The organism is Paenibacillus kobensis NBRC 15729 (genome assembly GCF_004000825.1).
GTDB lineage: Bacteria > Bacillota > Bacilli > Paenibacillales > Paenibacillaceae > Paenibacillus_T > Paenibacillus_T kobensis.
In genome coordinates this window covers 1-16,028 of record NZ_BILZ01000086.1, presented here as the reverse complement: position 1 = coordinate 16,028, position 16,028 = coordinate 1, and the positions used below count along the sequence as shown (strand labels likewise).

Here is a 16,028-nt window from a genome sequence, read left to right as displayed (position 1 = left end):
CCGCGCCAGCCCCCGGCGCCCGCATCGGCGGCAGCCGGCTCCGCCAAGCCCGCCGCCGCCACGCGCCCCCACGCGCCAATGACCGCGCGTGCCTCCAGCACAGCTTCGCCGTGCTCGCGCGAGCGAACGCCCACGCGCCAGCCGAGCGCACTGCGCTCGATCGTGCGGACCGTCACGCCAGTCCGCACTTGCGCCCCGCGGCGCTCCGCCTCCCGCTGAAGCGCATAATCGAGCGCATAGCGGCTCACGCTATGCGCGGGCGCGGGAAGCGGCAGCTCGAGCGGCCGTCCTCCGCCAGCCGATAACCGGACGCGCGTCACGGCGCACGGCGCCGGATGCAGCACCTCCAATACCGCGCCTAGTCCAAGAGCCGCCAGCGAGTGGCGCGATTCCGGCGACAGGAACTCGCCGCATACCTTCGCACGGGGGAATGAATGCCGGTCGAGCAGCACCGTATCCCAGCCTTGCGCCGACATCGCGCACGCCATCGAGGCGCCTGCTATGCCCGCTCCAACAACGATGACGTCATGCATGACATTTCCTCCCTCCACCAGCTGGCTCCATTGGCTCCCGGATCTCTGGGTTTATCCCTGTGTACGGCAGCGGTGCTGCACCGTGCCTATGTCACATGCGGTACATCGGTGACGCTACGACTCCCTTTACTAGCGGCAGCCGTGGTTCACCTTGTATGCCCGCTCTCGCCTCCGTTGCCTGCCCTCGTCACCCGGCAGCAATAACGGAACAACGGCCGCCAGCTATGCTCTAGCCGCATATGCGGGTCCACCGCTTGCAGCCGGTCCCGGATGCGCCGCCAATCGGCGGCACGAAATCCTTTTGCCACCGACAGCGGACCGTCATGACGGATGTAGCGGTTGCGCGACAGCAGCCGCGCTGCCAGCCATACGGCTGCCCATGCGACCGGATGCCGGTGAATGTCGCCAATCACGCAGCCAACCCGCGCACTTCGCGTCATAGCCGCAACGGCCTGCACCGCCTGTTCTTCATCAAAGTGATGCAGCACCTGCGAAGCAACCGTTATATCCGCATACTGATGAGGCAGTTCGAATAGATCAAGCCGCTCAACCGTGACACGCGGCTCATCCCGGAAGAGCGCCCTCGCCTCGGCACAGGCCTCTTCCGTAATATCAGCCAGCGTCAGCCGCAGCACGACGCCTTCCCGCTCCGCCCACCGAAGCAGCGCGCCGTTCACATCGCCTTGGCCGCAGCCAATATCGAGTACCGACAGCCGATGAGGGCGGCCCGCATCCCGCCACAGCCGGTCCACCCCGTACACGATCGGACCGGAGGCGGCGAACAGCCGGTTCAACCGATGAAGATGCCGATGAGCTTCCCGCAGCGCATCACCGCCGGAAGCATAGTCATCCATCAGCTCCGGTTCTGTTGCCCGCTGCCTGAATGGAATGTAACTCACCCAAGCTCACCCCGCCTTCCATCTTGCATGACATCCCGGCGCTCACCGCGCGGGATTAAAGCTTGCCGCCGTCAGCGCTCCTTTACTTTAAGCACCTGCTCATGCCGCCCGCTCCTCAAATTCCCGCTCAACCCCAGCTATCCTATAGCTCATATTCGCTTCTGCCGCACCTTCTCACCGATCCCGGCCTAAATTTCCGCCGTTCTTTCAACCTGCTCCGCCGACGGTATATAAGTCAGCCGCAACAGCTCCGCCGTCAACCCGGGGCCGAATGCCACCGCCAGCCCTTCGCTCGGGCCGCCGCCCTGCTTGCGCAGACGCTCCCGCAGTCCGCGCAGCACGAACATTATCGTCACCGACGACATGTTGCCGTAATTGCGCAGAACATCACGGCTGACTGCGACATGTTCATCGCTAAGCTCGAATAGCTTCTGTATCGCATCGACGATGCCTTTGCCGCCCGGATGAACCGCCCACCAGGCAGGCGTCCAACCCGGCGCATACTGCTCGATCATACCGGGCACATATTGCCCAAGCAGCTCCGGTACCCGCGGCGATAAGAACAGATCGAAGCCGTTGTCTCCGACCGTCCACCGCATCGACTCCGCCGCCTCCGATGCTAGATCCGACCGGCCCTCCGATACGATGAACATATCGTTCAATCTCTGCTCCCCTTGTCCGCTGACAGCGGATGGACGCCCAATGATACATGCCGCTGCCCCGTCTCCGAAAAAAGCCGCCGCATACAGCGACTCCTTATCCCCCGACGGCTGCGTATGCAACGTGCACAACTCCACACAGACGATGAGCGCGACTGCCTGCTCGTCCGCATGAACCAGCTCCCTTGCCGTGCGGATCGCGGTCGTCCCTGCCGCGCAGCCTAGAAACGTAAGCGGCAGCCGGCGCAAGCCGCTGCGCAGTTCAAGACGGTGCGCGAGCTCGGCATCAAGTCCCGGCAAGTACATGCCTGTACAACTTACCGTCAACAGATGCGTTATCGCGCCAGCCTCCACGCCGCCGTCCGCCAGTGCCGCTCTCGCCGCGCGCTCTGCCAGTATCGGCGCATGCTCGCGGTACAATGCCATCCGCTCCGATGTACGAGGCGCGTCTTCTTGCTCCGTTCCCGGAGCATAGCGGCTTTCTGAAGCCGGACCACTCAGGCTTCTCTCGCACGTATATCTAGTCTCTACGCCGCTCTGATGGAAAATACGCCGCGCCCATCTCGCCTGATCGCGCCGTCCGTTCGCTTCAAGACCCTCTGCCAAACGGGCTGCCGTATCCTTTTGATCAAGCCGGCATTCTGGCACAGCCGTCCCTAAGCCAAGCAGCGCCACCGGTGCCCGTTCATGCTCTCGCGCTTCATACCGTTCCATCCCGCTCCTCCTCTATTTGTACCGTCGTGCTTCCCTCCCCAGACAACCGGGGACAAACTGTTCCCATTGTATTCAGCTAAAAGGACGGATAGAACGACGGTCCAATTGACAATCAGCAGCCAATCGAATGCTCGCGGGCGTCAGGAAAGGCGTATGATATCCCTCATCGCCCTGCGCATTCCTTGTCATGAGTAATGACGCTCCCTTTTTGCCACTCTATTACTGACTTCAAAACCCATCGACCAAGGAGTGAGCCTCTTACAATGCTGCACAAGGTCATCGCCATCATCGCCATTGCGGTTGGCTTAGCCGGCTGCACCTCCTCCGCGCCTTCCCCTTCCCCGGCTGCGCCTAACCGGATCGCCAGTCCTCCCCCCATGAACCACCGGGAAACGCAGCTCGAAACGAATAACGCTATTCGGGCAAAAGCCGCCAGCGGCACCATCCGGTTGATCGTGAACGGACTGCCTGCAAGCACAGCCCCGATTATTAAGAGCGGTACGACATACGTTCCCGTTCGCCCCGCCGGTGAGATGCTGAACAAAATTGTATCTTGGGATGGTCCGACCAAAACGGTCTACATCAACGACAACCAGCAGACGCTGACCAAGCCTTCCAGCCATACGCTCAAATTGATCGTTAACGGCAAGCTGGCAAGCGCCGCGCCAATTATCATCAACGGCACAACCTACGTACCCGTTCGCGCCGCGGGAGAGATGCTAAGCAAGATCGTCACTTGGGCAGCCGCGACGAAGACCGTTTTTATTACCGACCGGCAGTACGACATCGTGCTTGATTTTCCGGCCGACCGTTATCCGGAGACAGCTTCTCATATCAAGAATGCAATCAAACGCGGCAAACCGCCGGTATGTACGATAGACCGGGATGGAGCCGATGAGAACCGGGGGCAATCGCTCGCCGGCATTCCGACCAAGGAAGGGTACGACCGCGACGAATTTCCGATGGCGATGTGCGCGGAAGGGGGAACCGGAGCGGATGTTGCTTACGTGAAGTCGGCGGATAACCGTGGTGCAGGCTCATGGATCGGTAATTTTCTTCACAGCTACCCGAATGGCAAACGCATACTCTTCGTCATCGGCGGGACGGCCGGAACTGTAACGCCGACGCCAACCACTCCAACGAGCCCGGGCAATGTGTATTACAAAAATTGCGACGCCGTCAGAGCGGCAGGCGCTGCACCGCTCTACAAGGGCCAACCTGGCTACAGCACTTCGCTGGACCGGGACCGGAACGGCGTCGCTTGCGAGAACTGACCGCGTTGAAGCAGACGACAAGGGGGAGGCACGAATGTGCCTCCCCCTTGTTTATCTCACCGATTCGCCTTACGGCTCCAGTGTTATCCCGCTATGCCCTTGCGCCTTCTGTATAATCTGTTCGAACTCTCCAATCAACGCTCTTCCTGCAAAGCCTGTTCCAATCTGATCCAGAGCCCATTGCGACCACGCTGTCGCTTGTTCAGTCTGTCCAATGTAGAGCTGCACTCTTGCAATTACAAGTGCAAGGCGAACATCCGTCGGCGAATTGCCCAGCTTTCTAACCTTGTCGGTTCTCTGTTCAACGTTCTTAAACGACATCCCAATAAACGGCTTCGGAAATTCCTGAAACTGCGCAAAATAGGCCAGCCCATGCTGCACGAACGTTTCGGTCATATGCTCGATGCTCTCCATCGCCTCTGTTTCCGTGTCGCCATAGCTCCACCAAGCATCCTCGAGCTCCACATCCGACAGCCTTGTTCGGAACTCGCAATCAACTACGGACACTTTATTCAGCGGCAGGTGCTTGCCCAACGTGTTTGGGATAAAATCGATATACACGCCTAGATTCACACAACACAGCCCGCCATAACGGTCCCCTTGGATGTTAACCACATATATAAAATGATCGTTGACCTTCGTCCGGTAATTGCCGTTCGAACCGGTGAATCCATGTTGACGTAGCAACGGCTCCCAAGTCGTCTTAAGCAGCTGCTTGAACTTCTTCGTGTCGATCATTTCATTGCTTCCAGCCAGTCATGCTCCCCGATAATTCCAGACCCTTCGACAGTAACCGCAGAAATAGAAGCGAGCTTGGCAAGACACGCTTGCACGGCAGCATCATACTCCTCAGGGGTACTCGGTTCCACGTAGCGGTTCCACAGAACGGTCCCATCGGCAAACATCCGCTCTATATGCGGAGTGAGCCTGCGGATGTGATCGTCAACGGTCCGAATCTCGCATTGACCGGACGGATACACGCTTGGATAGATGACGAGTCTGACCGGACACCGCAGCCCTGGCGGCGTCATCGGAATAATCGCCTTGAAGACCTCCGGGCTGACCGCGATCTTATGCTCGCCTGACCAGAGCGTCTCCTGCGCAGCCGCAATAGGATCCGCCAACCCGTAGCGCTCGACGAACTCCGGATACTTCGACATCGTGCCTAGACCGAGATGCGGATAGTCCGGCCATCCCGACGCATACAGCTTGCCGCCGTCCATCCAGAGGAACGTTTTGTCGCCGCTCATGAACGAACAGCCGAACCGATGCACCAGCTCCAACAGCGTTGTCGACTTGCCCGCTCCCTTTTGCCCGGCAATCATCATCGCCGCTCCGTCCTGATACGCGCATGTCGCATGTACGACAACGACGCCGTGATTCTCCTCGTTCTTCAGTACCAGATCGCGGATCAGCTCGATCCACACCATGTTCTCTCTCTCGCTGCCTTCCGTCGCTCCCGCAACTAGGATGGACCCGTTCACCGCATCCATTGCGATTCGGATATCCGTTCGATTGCAACGGTAGTATTCCGTCCCCCCGATGCTGACCCGTCTTGCCACAATCGTAAAGAAAGCCGAAGCGCTCTTGCGTATGTAGACGTCTTCCCCCGCATCCCATGCGATGTTCCCGAACTGCGATGCATCGCGGATCACTCTGATTACCGCAAGCGGATTGACCGCTTCCGCCCCCCGCTCAACCTCGAAGTGAGTGCCGAAGAACTCGAATACCGGCTCGAGCGATATCCCATCCTCGATGTGGAATTCAAGCTCAGTATGCAAATAACGCAGCGTTACCCGTTTAACATTATTCCGGCTCATCGCAGTCATCACCCCGCCCTTTTACCTAGATTATAGTAAAACATTACAACAGCTGTAAATCACTTTGATTTATCCAAATAAAATAAACCGCAAGCCCACCAGATGGCTTGCGGTTTCCTTATAAAGATTATTATTGCAACGCTTGTTCTTCCAAAGCCTTAAGCGCGCTCGTATCTAAACCGAACATCGCCAGCGCTTCTTCAAGCGTCGTCGTGTCGCTCGGAATTTCTTGTTTGAACGTCTGCTTCTTGTTGATATCTTTGTACTGCATCCGCAGGTACATGTCGACTTTAACCTCGCCGCTGCCGTCTTCCGGCGTCACGGACAAGTCCGTGTCGATGCCTTGATACGTCATGTAATCGTCCTGCAAGCCGCTCGTCACAGCAATCTCGTTCACTTTAACCGTCTTCTTCGCTTGCTCCAACAGCTTAGGGCCGTTATCCGCTACATATTTCTTCGCCGTATCCAAATCTTCCTTCTTCAGGCCAAGCAGCTTCACGTACTCCTCATCGGCTGCAATCATATCGATAACGGTCGGGACCACCTTGTTCATCGCCAGCTCAAGCGCAGGTACGAACGTCTCGTTCGTTACTTTGAATTGCACGATTTGGTCATACTTCTCGCCATCCGGCAAGCCTTGTACATCTGCCGCCTTCGGCTCGGAGAAGTAATCCTTCTCGTACGGCTCGATAAGCGCGTCCATCAGCTTCGTCGACAGCTCACGCTGCTTATCCGTCTGAGCGAACGTCGTTACGCCTTGTTCTTCGGCAAGCTTCTTCAAATCGATTTCAATGAACTTGCTCGTCAGCTCTTCCGGAAGCTGGATCAGCGGAATGGAAGGCACTTTGAAATAAGCCTTATCCTCCGTTACGATGAACGGTACTTCCACTGTCGTCGACGTGCCCTCCGACTTCCATTCCAGCTTCAAGTTCACGTCAGTACGCTTCGCGTCCATTTCGTATTGGCCGTCGAACGTAAGCTTTGCGCCTTTAAGCAGATCCGTTACCATCGATGAGCCTAACTCATCAGCTTCGCCTGCCGGCAGCTCTAGATTATCGAAACCGAGCGTACCGTTGAACGCATACGAATGGACTTCGGACATTTTATTCAATGAATCGTGCAGTGCTTCTTTCGACGACTTGCCGTTGCTGCAGCCGACTGCTGCGAGGAGCACGCCTGCCATCGCCACGACTGCCGCTTTCTTCATCCACTTCACTGTTGAAACTCCCCCTTTTCAAGTACCCATTCATCATACTTGAAAAGGCGTTTATTTAACACCCCTAGATAATAAAATCCCGCTTCCAAATTGAGCTTGGAAACGGGATTGGTCATCTGCTTATGGGTTCGGTGCTGATCCTTCGCCGTTATTATGCCGGGAATGGTTCTGCTGCTTCACTTTCTTCGATCCGGAGAGCGGCTGCTGCGGCTGATTGCCGTGGCGTTGACGGCCGCTCGCATTGCTGTCCGACTCCGGGTTCGGTACCGGAACGCTATCGGGCTTGCTCATGATGTACGTTTCATCTCCTATCTATGATATACCTAATGCCAGTACAGTACGTTAATCTCCCGTCTTCGGCGTCGACAGATCCGAAGTGTGATCGTGGTTGATCTCCGCTTGGTGACGGCGATCGTTCACATCCTGCTGCAGTTGCTGGGCATGGTGGCTGTTAACCGGTTCGACATCGAGATCCTCTACGACGTTCGACAGGTTTTTGTCCAGGCCGCCTTTCGCCTTCGTCATCGCGGGTCTGCTCCTTCCGTTTCGTAACCTTATTCCCTATCGCTATCACTCGGTTGGCATTAATGATGCGTGATCGATTGCAGCGCCTGTGCGCACTCATGGATATGCCTTTTGTAATCAAGAGCGAGCTGCTGGATGAGGTCGGTGCGTTCGTCGACCGACTGGCCCGCCTTCTCCACGTCGATCAGTTCGACTTGCACTTCCCGGCTATCCACGTATCCCACCTTAAAATCGAACGAATAATCTTGATGCCCCGCCGTATGAATCGTTACGCGCAGCGCACTCGGATCGGCCTCATCGGGCCATACTTCTGCTTGATCCGATGAATTGATCGTTGTCGGCAGCGTGCTCGACCATGCGCTGGCCAGCTGCTGCTGATCGAGCTGCAGCTCATCATGTTGTCCCATCGCTATCCACCTCCACACCGTTTAAGATGCGAAATCGGACCGTATTTTATGCCTATAGCACAGCTTCGAGATAAACAAAAAGAGCTGCGCATCATGCGCAGCTCTGTTCATTGTAAAATTAACTGGCGGAGAGGGTGGGACTCGAACCCACGTGGGCTTGCACCCTAACGGTTTTCAAGACCGCCCCGTTATGACCGCTTCGGTACCTCTCCACATTTAAATGAAACAACATTAAGATTGTACCACAAGCAAATTCGAACAATCAACTAAAAAAAGAGCTCTTATTCAGAGCTCTTTTCCCAAAATGCGATTTGGCTTGACGGCCAACCGCTTATTTATGATATTTCTTCGTAATAACCTCGATGCCGCCCATGTAAGGACGAAGCACTTCCGGGACGATAACCGAGCCGTCTGCTTGCTGATAGTTCTCCAGAATCGAGGCGAACGTACGGCCGACCGCAAGACCCGAGCCATTCAGCGTATGAACGAATTCCGGCTTGCTCTTCGGCTCGCGGCGGAAGCGGATGCCTGCGCGGCGGGCTTGGAAGTCCTCGACGTTCGAGCACGACGAGATTTCGCGGTATGTATCTGCGCTAGGCAGCCAGACTTCAAGGTCATACGTTTTCGCCGCGGTGAAGCCCATATCGCCCGTGCAGAGCGCCAGTACGCGGTATGGAAGGCCAAGCAGCTGCAGCACGCGTTCTGCGTTCTCCGTCATTTTCTCCAGCTCGTCATACGACGACTCCGGTGTTACCAGCTTGAGCAGTTCCACCTTGTTGAATTGGTGCTGACGGATGAGTCCGCGCGTATCGCGGCCCGCTGCGCCCGCTTCGGAACGGAAGCATGCGCTGTATGCCACGAAGTACTTCGGCAGCTCTTCAATCGACAGAATCTCTTCGCGCGCGATGTTCGTCACCGGTACTTCAGCCGTCGGGATCAAGTAGTAATCCGAATTTTCCAGCTTGAACAGGTCCTCTTCGAACTTCGGCAGCTGGCCCGTACCGAACAGGCTGTCGCGGTTAACGATGTACGGAGGCAGAATCTCCTCATAGCCGTGCTTGTCGCTGTGCAGATCCATCATGAAGCTGATCAGCGCACGCTCGAGACGTGCACCCAGTCCGCGGTAGAACACGAAGCGCGAACCCGTAACTTTACCGGCGCGCTCGAAGTCGAGAATGCCGAGCTCCTGCGCGATTTCCCAGTGCGGCTTCGGCTCGAAGCCAAGCGCTGTCGGTTCGCCTACGCGGCGAAGCTCGACGTTGTCTTCCTCGGATGCTCCTACCGGCACGCTCTCGTGAGGCACGTTCGGAATCCCCGCCGTCAGCTCTTCGATTTGCGCTTCGAGTACACGAATCTCGTCGTCGATTTCTTTGATCCGGTCGCCGACTTCACGCATCTCAATGATGAGTGCCTCCGCATCGCCGCCCGACTTCTTCAGCTTCGCCACTTCTTGCGATACGACGTTGCGGCGGTTCTTCAGATTATCCGATTCTGTCAAAATTTCGCGGCGGCGTGTATCCAACACCGGGAAGCCTGCGATGAGCTCCTCCGACTTGCCTCGGTTCGCGAGTGCTTGTACCACTTTATCGTAATCGTTTCTTAGCCATTTCACGTCTAACACGAATGATTCTCCTCTCTATTCCGGAAGGCTGCCTTCTAAGGCTTAGCCCCGGACTGCGGCGGCTTCGCGCGCCATATCGACGAAATAAGCATGCAGCCGGTAATCGTCCGTCAACTCCGGATGGAACGAGCAGGCGAGCAGATGGTTCTCACGCGCCGCTACGATCTCGTCCTTATACGTCGAGATAACGTCGACGCCTTCTCCGACTTCCTTAATCAGAGGAGCCCGAATGAATACGGCCCGAATCGGCTCGTCGATGCCTTTCACGTCAAGGTCCGTCTCGAAGCTTTCGCGCTGACGGCCGAACGCATTACGCTGCACCGTCATGTTCATCAGCTCCAGATGCGCATCTTCTTGGCCATCAATCCGTTCTGCCAATACGATCAAGCCCGCGCAAGTCCCGAACAACGGTTTGCCCTGCGCCGCGAACTCCCGAATCGCGTCGATGAAGCCGTACTTGCGCATCAGCTTGCCGATCGTCGTGCTCTCGCCCCCGGGAATGACCAGACCGTCAAGGCTGTCCAGTTCTTCCGTACGCTTCACGGCTACCGCTTCTGCCCCTGCCGATTCCAATCCGCGAATATGTTCCGCTACTGCGCCTTGCAGCGCCAATACGCCAATTTTCATACCTTCGTACCCGCTTTCTTATCCTGTCCGCCTCCCCTGAGGAAGACATGTTGTAATGGCCCGTTATTCTAAGTATATCCCCGCATTGCCGAAAAGCCCCTGTATAGGGGCTTTTCTCTCTGCTATGTCATGAAGCATGGATGTCTGTCCGCCGAGGCGAGAGCAGCATTAGATGCTGCGGTCTTGCATACGGTCGAAGCCCGACAGCGTCTTAATATCGATGCCTTTCATCGGCGTACCGAGGTTCTTCGATACTTCCGTGATCAGCTTGTAGTCCGTGTAATGAGTCGTTGCTTCAACGATTGCGCGAGCGAACTTCTCAGGGTTGTCCGATTTGAAAATACCGGAGCCGACGAATACGCCGTCTGCACCCAGGTGCATCATGAGCGCTGCGTCCGCTGGAGTCGCTACGCCGCCTGCTGCGAAGTTAACGACCGGCAGCTTGCCTGCTTCTGCAACTTGCAGGAGCAGATCGTAAGGAACGCCGAGCACTTTCGCTTCGTTGAACAGCTCGTCCTTCGACAAGTTTTGAACTTTGCGAATTTGGCCGTGAATCAGACGAAGGTGACGAACAGCTTCAACGACGTTACCTGTTCCTGGCTCGCCTTTCGTACGGATCATCGATGCGCCTTCTTGAATACGGCGGAGCGCTTCGCCCAGATCTTTAGCACCGCATACGAACGGAACTGTGAACTCGTTCTTGTTGATGTGGAACACTTCGTCTGCCGGCGTCAGCACTTCGCTCTCGTCGATGTAGTCAACGCCCATCGATTCCAGCACTTTTGCTTCAACGTAGTGGCCGATACGAGCTTTCGCCATTACTGGAATGGAGACTACTTTCGTAACTTCCTCAACGATCGTTGGGTCAGCCATACGGGCTACGCCGCCTGCTGCACGAATATCGGAAGGAACGCGCTCAAGCGCCATTACGGCTACCGCGCCTGCCGCTTCCGCGATTTTTGCTTGCTCTGCGTTCATGACGTCCATAATGACGCCGCCTTTTTGCATTTCTGCCATGCCGCGTTTAACGCGCGAAGTACCTGTTTCCATCTCCTGAATTCCTCCTATTTATATGCGGATACAATGATTCCTCCGAATGTAACTCTAACCATTAATTTTACATGAAGCGCAGCGAATCGACAACCCTAGAGCTGCGAATGCTGCGCCGCTTTGTACAGGTTTATTGCAAGTGTTAAGCCGATTAACCGAACAGGTTCGCGATTCCGCTGAACAAGCTCGAGAAGAAGTGACCAATGTTACGGAACAGCATTGTGAACCAACCAGCCTTCTTCACATCATTGGAAGCGATCAGATCGACCGTTTTCGTCAACTTCTGGTTGTTATCCGGATTCATATACTCATACGTTACCGTACCGAGCTTCTGACCCTGTTTGATTGGTGCGACCAGCTCCTTAGCCGGCAGCAAATCGGTCTTCAAGACCTCTGCTTTCGGTTCGGAGCCTTTCTTCACGAGGAAGCTTACGTCCGATGCCGTCATGACCTCAACGGACTTCTTCTTGCCTTTTTTTATTTTAACCGTCTTTACCGATTCTACGACCGATTTCGGTGGAACAATCGTTTTCTTCTCGAAGCTCGCGTAGCCATAATCATACAGCTTCGCTGTCTCATGGAAACGCGCGCCCTTCGATGCCGTATTCATGACGACGCTCACGTAGCGCAATCCGTTCACTTGAACCGTACCGGTGAAGCAGTAGCCAGCAGCGGACAGGTAGCCCGTCTTCATGCCGTCAACGCCTGGGTACGCATAAGATTTCAGTTGAGTTACGTCTTTATTCGATGCGAGCATGTAGTTATAGTTAATGAGTTCGCCTGCGTCCCGTTCACGGAACTTGTATCTTGGAATACTCGAGTATTCCAGAAACTCTGGGTGTTCATTTACAATCGTAGCAGCCAGCTTCGCTTGGTCGCGGGCCGAAATGACCGTCGTATCCTCTAGACCAGCAGGACCTGTATAATGCGCGGATGTCATACCGAGCTTTTGAGCCGTTTCATTCATTTTATCAACAAAGCCTTGAACCGAACCACCGACTTGCACTGCCAACGCGATCGTCGCATCGCTGGCCGAGCCGACTGCCATTGCGATATACAGTTCTTTAACCGTATGTTTCTCGCCTACTGCCAAATATACTTGAGAGCCGTCCGGCGGCACCGTTGCCGCTTCCTCAGATGTGGATACGACCGTATCCCACGTAAGACGGCCCGATTTAATCTCTTCGAGCACGATATATTCCGTCATCATCTTCGTCATACTAGCCGGAGGCATTGGTTGATCTGCATTGAACTCATATAACACTTGCCCCGTCGTAGGCTCTACTAGAATGGCCGCCCTCGCATTAATACCCAGCGGATTCCCCGCACCAGCGCCTGCGGTTGCGTCTGTCGTAGCCGCTTCGCCTTCAGCAAATGCAGCTGTGGAACCAATCGCCAACATGATCATCCATACCGCCAACATTGCCGCCGTAATTGAGCGAAGGCGCCCCAGCTTGTAACTTACTTTCAAGTTCTTCTCCCCATTTCCCCATAAGCTATGTCCGCTCATATTGTAACATAGGAAGCCTACTATGAGAAAACCTCTTTCGAGGAATATCCAGGATGAGCGCCCGCCAATAAAAAAGCCAGACAGGTATATTGCTCTCTCCTGTCTGGCCTTGAAGTTCCGCCTCGCTTGACTCGTAAAGAGAAAGAGCGGACACGTTATAGGTACGTGGACAATCTAGCTTCCAATTCTATCTATTAGAGAGAGTAGTTCGGAGCTTCTTTCGTGATTTGTACGTCATGCGGATGGCTCTCGCGAAGACCGGCACCCGTAATGCGTACGAACTGCGTTTCGTTGCGCAGCTCTTCAAGCGTTGCTGTTCCGCAGTAGCCCATACCAGAGCGCAGACCGCCAACCATCTGATGCACCGTATCTGCCATTGCGCCTTTGTAAGGGACGCGGCCTTCGATACCTTCCGGAACAAGCTTGCTTTCGTTCTCTTGGAAGTAACGGTCTTTACTGCCTTCCTTCATCGCGCCGAGCGAGCCCATGCCGCGGTACACTTTGAAACGGCGGCCTTGGTAAATTTCCGATTCGCCTGGGCTTTCTTCCGTACCAGCCAGCAAGCTGCCGATCATGATGGCGCTCGCGCCAGCTGCAATAGCTTTCACGATATCGCCGGAATACTTGATGCCGCCATCGGCGATGATCGGAATGTTGTATTCGCGTGCTACCGTTGCGCAATCGTAAATTGCCGTAATTTGCGGTACGCCGATACCGGCGATAACGCGCGTCGTGCAGATCGAGCCTGGTCCGATACCGACCTTGACGACCGAAGCGCCCGCTTTGATCAGATCACGCGTGCCTTCGCCCGTTGCGACGTTGCCCGCGATAATCGTCAGCGTCGGATATTTCTCACGGAGCTTCGCTACCGAACTCAGAATGTTAATGTGATGACCATGCGCAGAGTCGACGACGATCGCGTCTACGCCGGCGTTAACGAGCGCTTCCGCACGCTCGAACGTATCCTTCGAGATACCGATTGCTGCACCGCATACGAGACGGCCGTGCTGATCCTTCGCCGCATTCGGGAACTGGATCGCCTTCTCGATATCTTTGATCGTAATAAGTCCCTTGAGCACGTTGTTCTCGTCAACGAGCGGGAGCTTTTCGATTTTATGCTTCTGGAGCAGCCCTTCCGCTTGAGCAAGCGTTGTGCCTACAGGTGCGGTGACGAGCTCTTCACGCGTCATGACTTCATTGATCTTCATCGAGTAGTCATGAACGAAGCGAAGGTCGCGGTTCGTCAGAATGCCGACCAGCTTGCCATTCTCATCCACGATTGGCACGCCGGAAATCCGATATTTGCCCATCAATGCTTCAGCATCGTATACATGATGATCCGGCGTCAGCGAGAACGGATTCGTAATAACGCCACTCTCCGAACGCTTTACGCGATCAACTTCCTCCGCTTGCTGCGAAATGGACATATTTTTATGAATAATACCTAGACCGCCTTCACGAGCTATCGCAATCGCCATTGCCGACTCCGTGACCGTATCCATGCCTGCGCTAATAAGCGGAATGTTCAGCTTTACGTTGTTGCTGAGCGCGGTTCCGACCGAAACCTCCCGCGGCAGCACTTCCGATTTGCGCGGAACGAGCAGCACGTCGTCAAACGTAAGTCCCTCTTTGGCGAATTTTGTATCCCACACGAGTAAGTTCCTCCCTTGAATTCATCCCTTGTTTAACCTTGCCTGACGTATATTATTGCAATATTAGCAGAGGGGTTATAGGCTGTCAAGCTTGTAAGACCGCCATTTCAAGCCGTTTTCATTACCTTTTTCATAAAAAGGAAGCCGTTCAATTAAGGAGTGACTGCTTGCCTCATACGGCTGTTTTTACCTATAGTCATATCTGCAGGAGGCACTCCACAACATAAAATCGTAAACGCCTTGATCGTGCAACGCCCGAATCTGCTCTTCAATCTGCTGTTGCCCGTAAGTCAAATGAGGGTGAACCCAAGTCGCCGTAAAGCTCTGCAGCCAAGGTCGAAGCCTTGCCGTATGCATGCCGCTTGCAGCCATAATCCGGTTACGTCTTTTCGCATCTGCCATCGCATGACTGACGATTGCGTACGGCTGCACATCGGGATTCGCTACTCCATACATGCCGTTGCTGTAGTGAGACGGATACACCATGGGCGATATATAATCAACTTCCCGTGAGATAGCCCGCCAGCTTTGCCCAATTCCCATGTCGTCCTGCGATGAAGTCACAAGTCCGAACACGTCTGCCGATACTTTGGCTCCATTCTGATGAACGCGGCGAGCCGCGTGATTCAAAAACCGTTGTATCGCCTCCGAACGGCTCCACCCCGCATGATTGGCATAGGTGACGGGTTTATTCGCAATTCCTTCCGGAAACCGGACATAGTCGAATTGGATCTCATCAATGCCGATCGACGCCGCTTCAGCAGCGATATCGCTATTATATTTCCATACCTCTGTCCGGTAAGGATCGATCCAAGGCCGTCCATGCGTATCCTTCCACACTTTGCCGTCCTTCCGATGGATCGACCACTCCGGCTTTCTAGCTGCCAGCAGCGGATCATTGAATACGACGACGCGACCTATCACATAGATGCCTTGCCGGTGGAGCCGGTCAATGAGCTGCTTCATGTTCGGGATTGACGGAGCGGCGCTCGCTCCGAGCCGGTGTGTCGCCGGAAGTCCGGAACGGTAAGTCAGCTTGCCGAAATCGTTCTTCACATCAATGACAACCGCATTGAGATCCGTATCGGACACTAAATGAAGCAGCCGATTCATCTTAGCGCCGCCGCCTGCAACCCAACCTGATATATAGATGCCTCTTACGTGATTCGGCGGTTTAACCGCTGTCCTCTTACGTTCGGCACTCATTGCAGGCAGAGCTTCGTCACGGGAGTGCTGAGCAACAGCCAGACGGCTTGTACGCAGCTTACTCATGACCGCCCGTTCGAACGGGTAATGCTGCAGGGGCGCTGTTCGTATATGGCCTTTCCATGTAAAATCCGTCAAATCTCCCGCTGCCAGAAGCATCGCCATCAACCCGCATTTCGCCATACACTGCAGGATACGATTCGTACCTTTCACATCAATCGCCTCCTTCTCATCCATCTGTCTGTAGTATGAGCGTGAATGGCCTCAGGGTTGAGAAGGAGTTATATCCAATTGTTCTTGAACACAACAAAAAAG

16 protein-coding genes, 1 tRNA gene and 1 pseudogene are annotated in these 16,028 nt (G+C 55.1%); 2 read left to right on the top strand and 16 right to left on the bottom strand.

Annotation, left to right across the window (positions count from 1 at the left end; translation table 11 throughout):
- From PKO01S_RS26805 to PKO01S_RS26795, 3 genes are all read right to left on the bottom strand, one after another.
- On the bottom strand, window positions 1–551 hold a 551-nt coding region (locus PKO01S_RS26805; RefSeq protein WP_127534511.1), incomplete at its 3' end, for an NAD(P)/FAD-dependent oxidoreductase.
- 128 nt (window positions 552–679) lie between these two features.
- Window positions 680–1,387 carry a methyltransferase domain-containing protein gene (locus PKO01S_RS26800; RefSeq protein ID WP_127534514.1) on the bottom strand — a complete coding sequence of 236 codons (708 nt, stop codon included), beginning with the start codon at window positions 1,385–1,387 and terminating at the stop codon, window positions 680–682.
- A 233-nt stretch (window positions 1,388–1,620) separates the two neighbouring features.
- Entirely contained in the window at window positions 1,621–2,805 is a 1,185-nt protein-coding gene (locus tag PKO01S_RS26795) for a type III polyketide synthase (RefSeq protein WP_127534510.1), read from the bottom strand.
- Window positions 2,806–2,999: 194 nt separating this feature from the next.
- Between PKO01S_RS26795 and PKO01S_RS29840 the strand changes: the two are divergent.
- Window positions 3,000–3,902, top strand: a pseudogene (locus PKO01S_RS29840) (stalk domain-containing protein); the annotation flags it as partial.
- A gap of 57 nt (window positions 3,903–3,959) precedes the next feature.
- Entirely contained in the window at window positions 3,960–4,079 is a 120-nt protein-coding gene (locus PKO01S_RS29510; RefSeq protein ID WP_246070751.1) for an excalibur calcium-binding domain-containing protein, read from the top strand.
- 69 nt (window positions 4,080–4,148) lie between these two features.
- Here the strand turns inward: PKO01S_RS29510 and PKO01S_RS26785 are convergent, their stop codons facing one another.
- The 13 genes from PKO01S_RS26785 to PKO01S_RS26725 all read right to left on the bottom strand — a co-directional run bounded on the left by PKO01S_RS26785 (window position 4,149) and on the right by PKO01S_RS26725 (window position 15,926).
- Entirely contained in the window at window positions 4,149–4,817 is a 669-nt protein-coding gene (locus PKO01S_RS26785; protein WP_127534509.1) for a DUF4304 domain-containing protein, read from the bottom strand.
- Complete coding sequence (locus PKO01S_RS26780; RefSeq protein ID WP_127534508.1) at window positions 4,814–5,899, bottom strand: phosphoenolpyruvate carboxykinase (ATP); 1,086 nt, start codon at window positions 5,897–5,899, stop codon at window positions 4,814–4,816. Before PKO01S_RS26780 ends, PKO01S_RS26785 begins: the two co-directional genes overlap by 4 nt.
- 130 nt (window positions 5,900–6,029) lie before the next feature.
- The gene (locus PKO01S_RS26775; protein WP_127534507.1) at window positions 6,030–7,115 is read right to left on the bottom strand and encodes a hypothetical protein; all 1,086 of its coding nucleotides are present in this window, start codon (window positions 7,113–7,115) and stop codon (window positions 6,030–6,032) included.
- A 120-nt stretch (window positions 7,116–7,235) separates the two neighbouring features.
- A complete protein-coding gene (locus PKO01S_RS26770; protein ID WP_127534506.1) occupies window positions 7,236–7,406 on the bottom strand; it encodes a small acid-soluble spore protein P in 171 nt (56 codons plus the stop codon).
- Window positions 7,407–7,457: 51 nt separating this feature from the next.
- Complete coding sequence (locus PKO01S_RS26765; RefSeq protein ID WP_127534505.1) at window positions 7,458–7,640, bottom strand: hypothetical protein; 183 nt, start codon at window positions 7,638–7,640, stop codon at window positions 7,458–7,460.
- Window positions 7,641–7,699: 59 nt separating this feature from the next.
- The gene (locus PKO01S_RS26760) at window positions 7,700–8,047 is read right to left on the bottom strand and encodes a hypothetical protein (protein ID WP_127534504.1); all 348 of its coding nucleotides are present in this window, start codon (window positions 8,045–8,047) and stop codon (window positions 7,700–7,702) included.
- A gap of 123 nt (window positions 8,048–8,170) precedes the next feature.
- Window positions 8,171–8,259 (bottom strand) — tRNA-Ser (locus PKO01S_RS26755).
- 119 nt (window positions 8,260–8,378) lie between these two features.
- Complete coding sequence (gene serS, locus PKO01S_RS26750; RefSeq protein ID WP_127534503.1) at window positions 8,379–9,668, bottom strand: serine--tRNA ligase; 1,290 nt, start codon at window positions 9,666–9,668, stop codon at window positions 8,379–8,381.
- 42 nt (window positions 9,669–9,710) lie between these two features.
- Window positions 9,711–10,295 (bottom strand): pyridoxal 5'-phosphate synthase glutaminase subunit PdxT, encoded by a 585-nt coding sequence (pdxT, locus tag PKO01S_RS26745; RefSeq protein WP_127534502.1) that lies wholly within the window; start codon window positions 10,293–10,295, stop codon window positions 9,711–9,713.
- A 168-nt stretch (window positions 10,296–10,463) separates the two neighbouring features.
- Window positions 10,464–11,345 (bottom strand): pyridoxal 5'-phosphate synthase lyase subunit PdxS, encoded by an 882-nt coding sequence (gene pdxS, locus PKO01S_RS26740; protein ID WP_127534501.1) that lies wholly within the window; start codon window positions 11,343–11,345, stop codon window positions 10,464–10,466.
- 151 nt (window positions 11,346–11,496) lie between these two features.
- A complete protein-coding gene (locus PKO01S_RS26735) occupies window positions 11,497–12,816 on the bottom strand; it encodes a D-alanyl-D-alanine carboxypeptidase family protein (protein ID WP_127534500.1) in 1,320 nt (439 codons plus the stop codon).
- A 233-nt stretch (window positions 12,817–13,049) separates the two neighbouring features.
- Complete coding sequence (guaB, locus tag PKO01S_RS26730; RefSeq protein WP_127534499.1) at window positions 13,050–14,507, bottom strand: IMP dehydrogenase; 1,458 nt, start codon at window positions 14,505–14,507, stop codon at window positions 13,050–13,052.
- Between the two features lie 186 nt (window positions 14,508–14,693).
- Window positions 14,694–15,926, bottom strand: coding sequence for a putative glycoside hydrolase (locus PKO01S_RS26725; RefSeq protein WP_246070749.1), 1,233 nt, complete (start codon window positions 15,924–15,926; stop codon window positions 14,694–14,696).
- Between the last annotated feature and the right edge of the window lie 102 nt (window positions 15,927–16,028).

Bases quoted from the DNA above. Each gene is read 5' to 3' on its own strand.
- PKO01S_RS26800 (WP_127534514.1), bottom strand. From the start codon at position 1,387: ATGGATGACTATGCTTCCGGCGGTGATGCGCTGCGGGAAGCTCATCGG.
- PKO01S_RS26795 (WP_127534510.1), bottom strand. From the start codon at position 2,805: ATGGAACGGTATGAAGCGCGAGAGCATGAACGGGCACCGGTGGCGCTG.
- PKO01S_RS26785 (WP_127534509.1), bottom strand. From the start codon at position 4,817: ATGATCGACACGAAGAAGTTCAAGCAGCTGCTTAAGACGACTTGGGAG.
- PKO01S_RS26780 (WP_127534508.1), bottom strand. From the start codon at position 5,899: ATGAGCCGGAATAATGTTAAACGGGTAACGCTGCGTTATTTGCATACT.
- PKO01S_RS26770 (WP_127534506.1), bottom strand. From the start codon at position 7,406: ATGAGCAAGCCCGATAGCGTTCCGGTACCGAACCCGGAGTCGGACAGC.
- PKO01S_RS26765 (WP_127534505.1), bottom strand. From the start codon at position 7,640: ATGACGAAGGCGAAAGGCGGCCTGGACAAAAACCTGTCGAACGTCGTA.
- PKO01S_RS26760 (WP_127534504.1), bottom strand. From the start codon at position 8,047: ATGGGACAACATGATGAGCTGCAGCTCGATCAGCAGCAGCTGGCCAGC.
- pdxT (WP_127534502.1), bottom strand. From the start codon at position 10,295: ATGAAAATTGGCGTATTGGCGCTGCAAGGCGCAGTAGCGGAACATATT.
- pdxS (WP_127534501.1), bottom strand. From the start codon at position 11,345: ATGGAAACAGGTACTTCGCGCGTTAAACGCGGCATGGCAGAAATGCAA.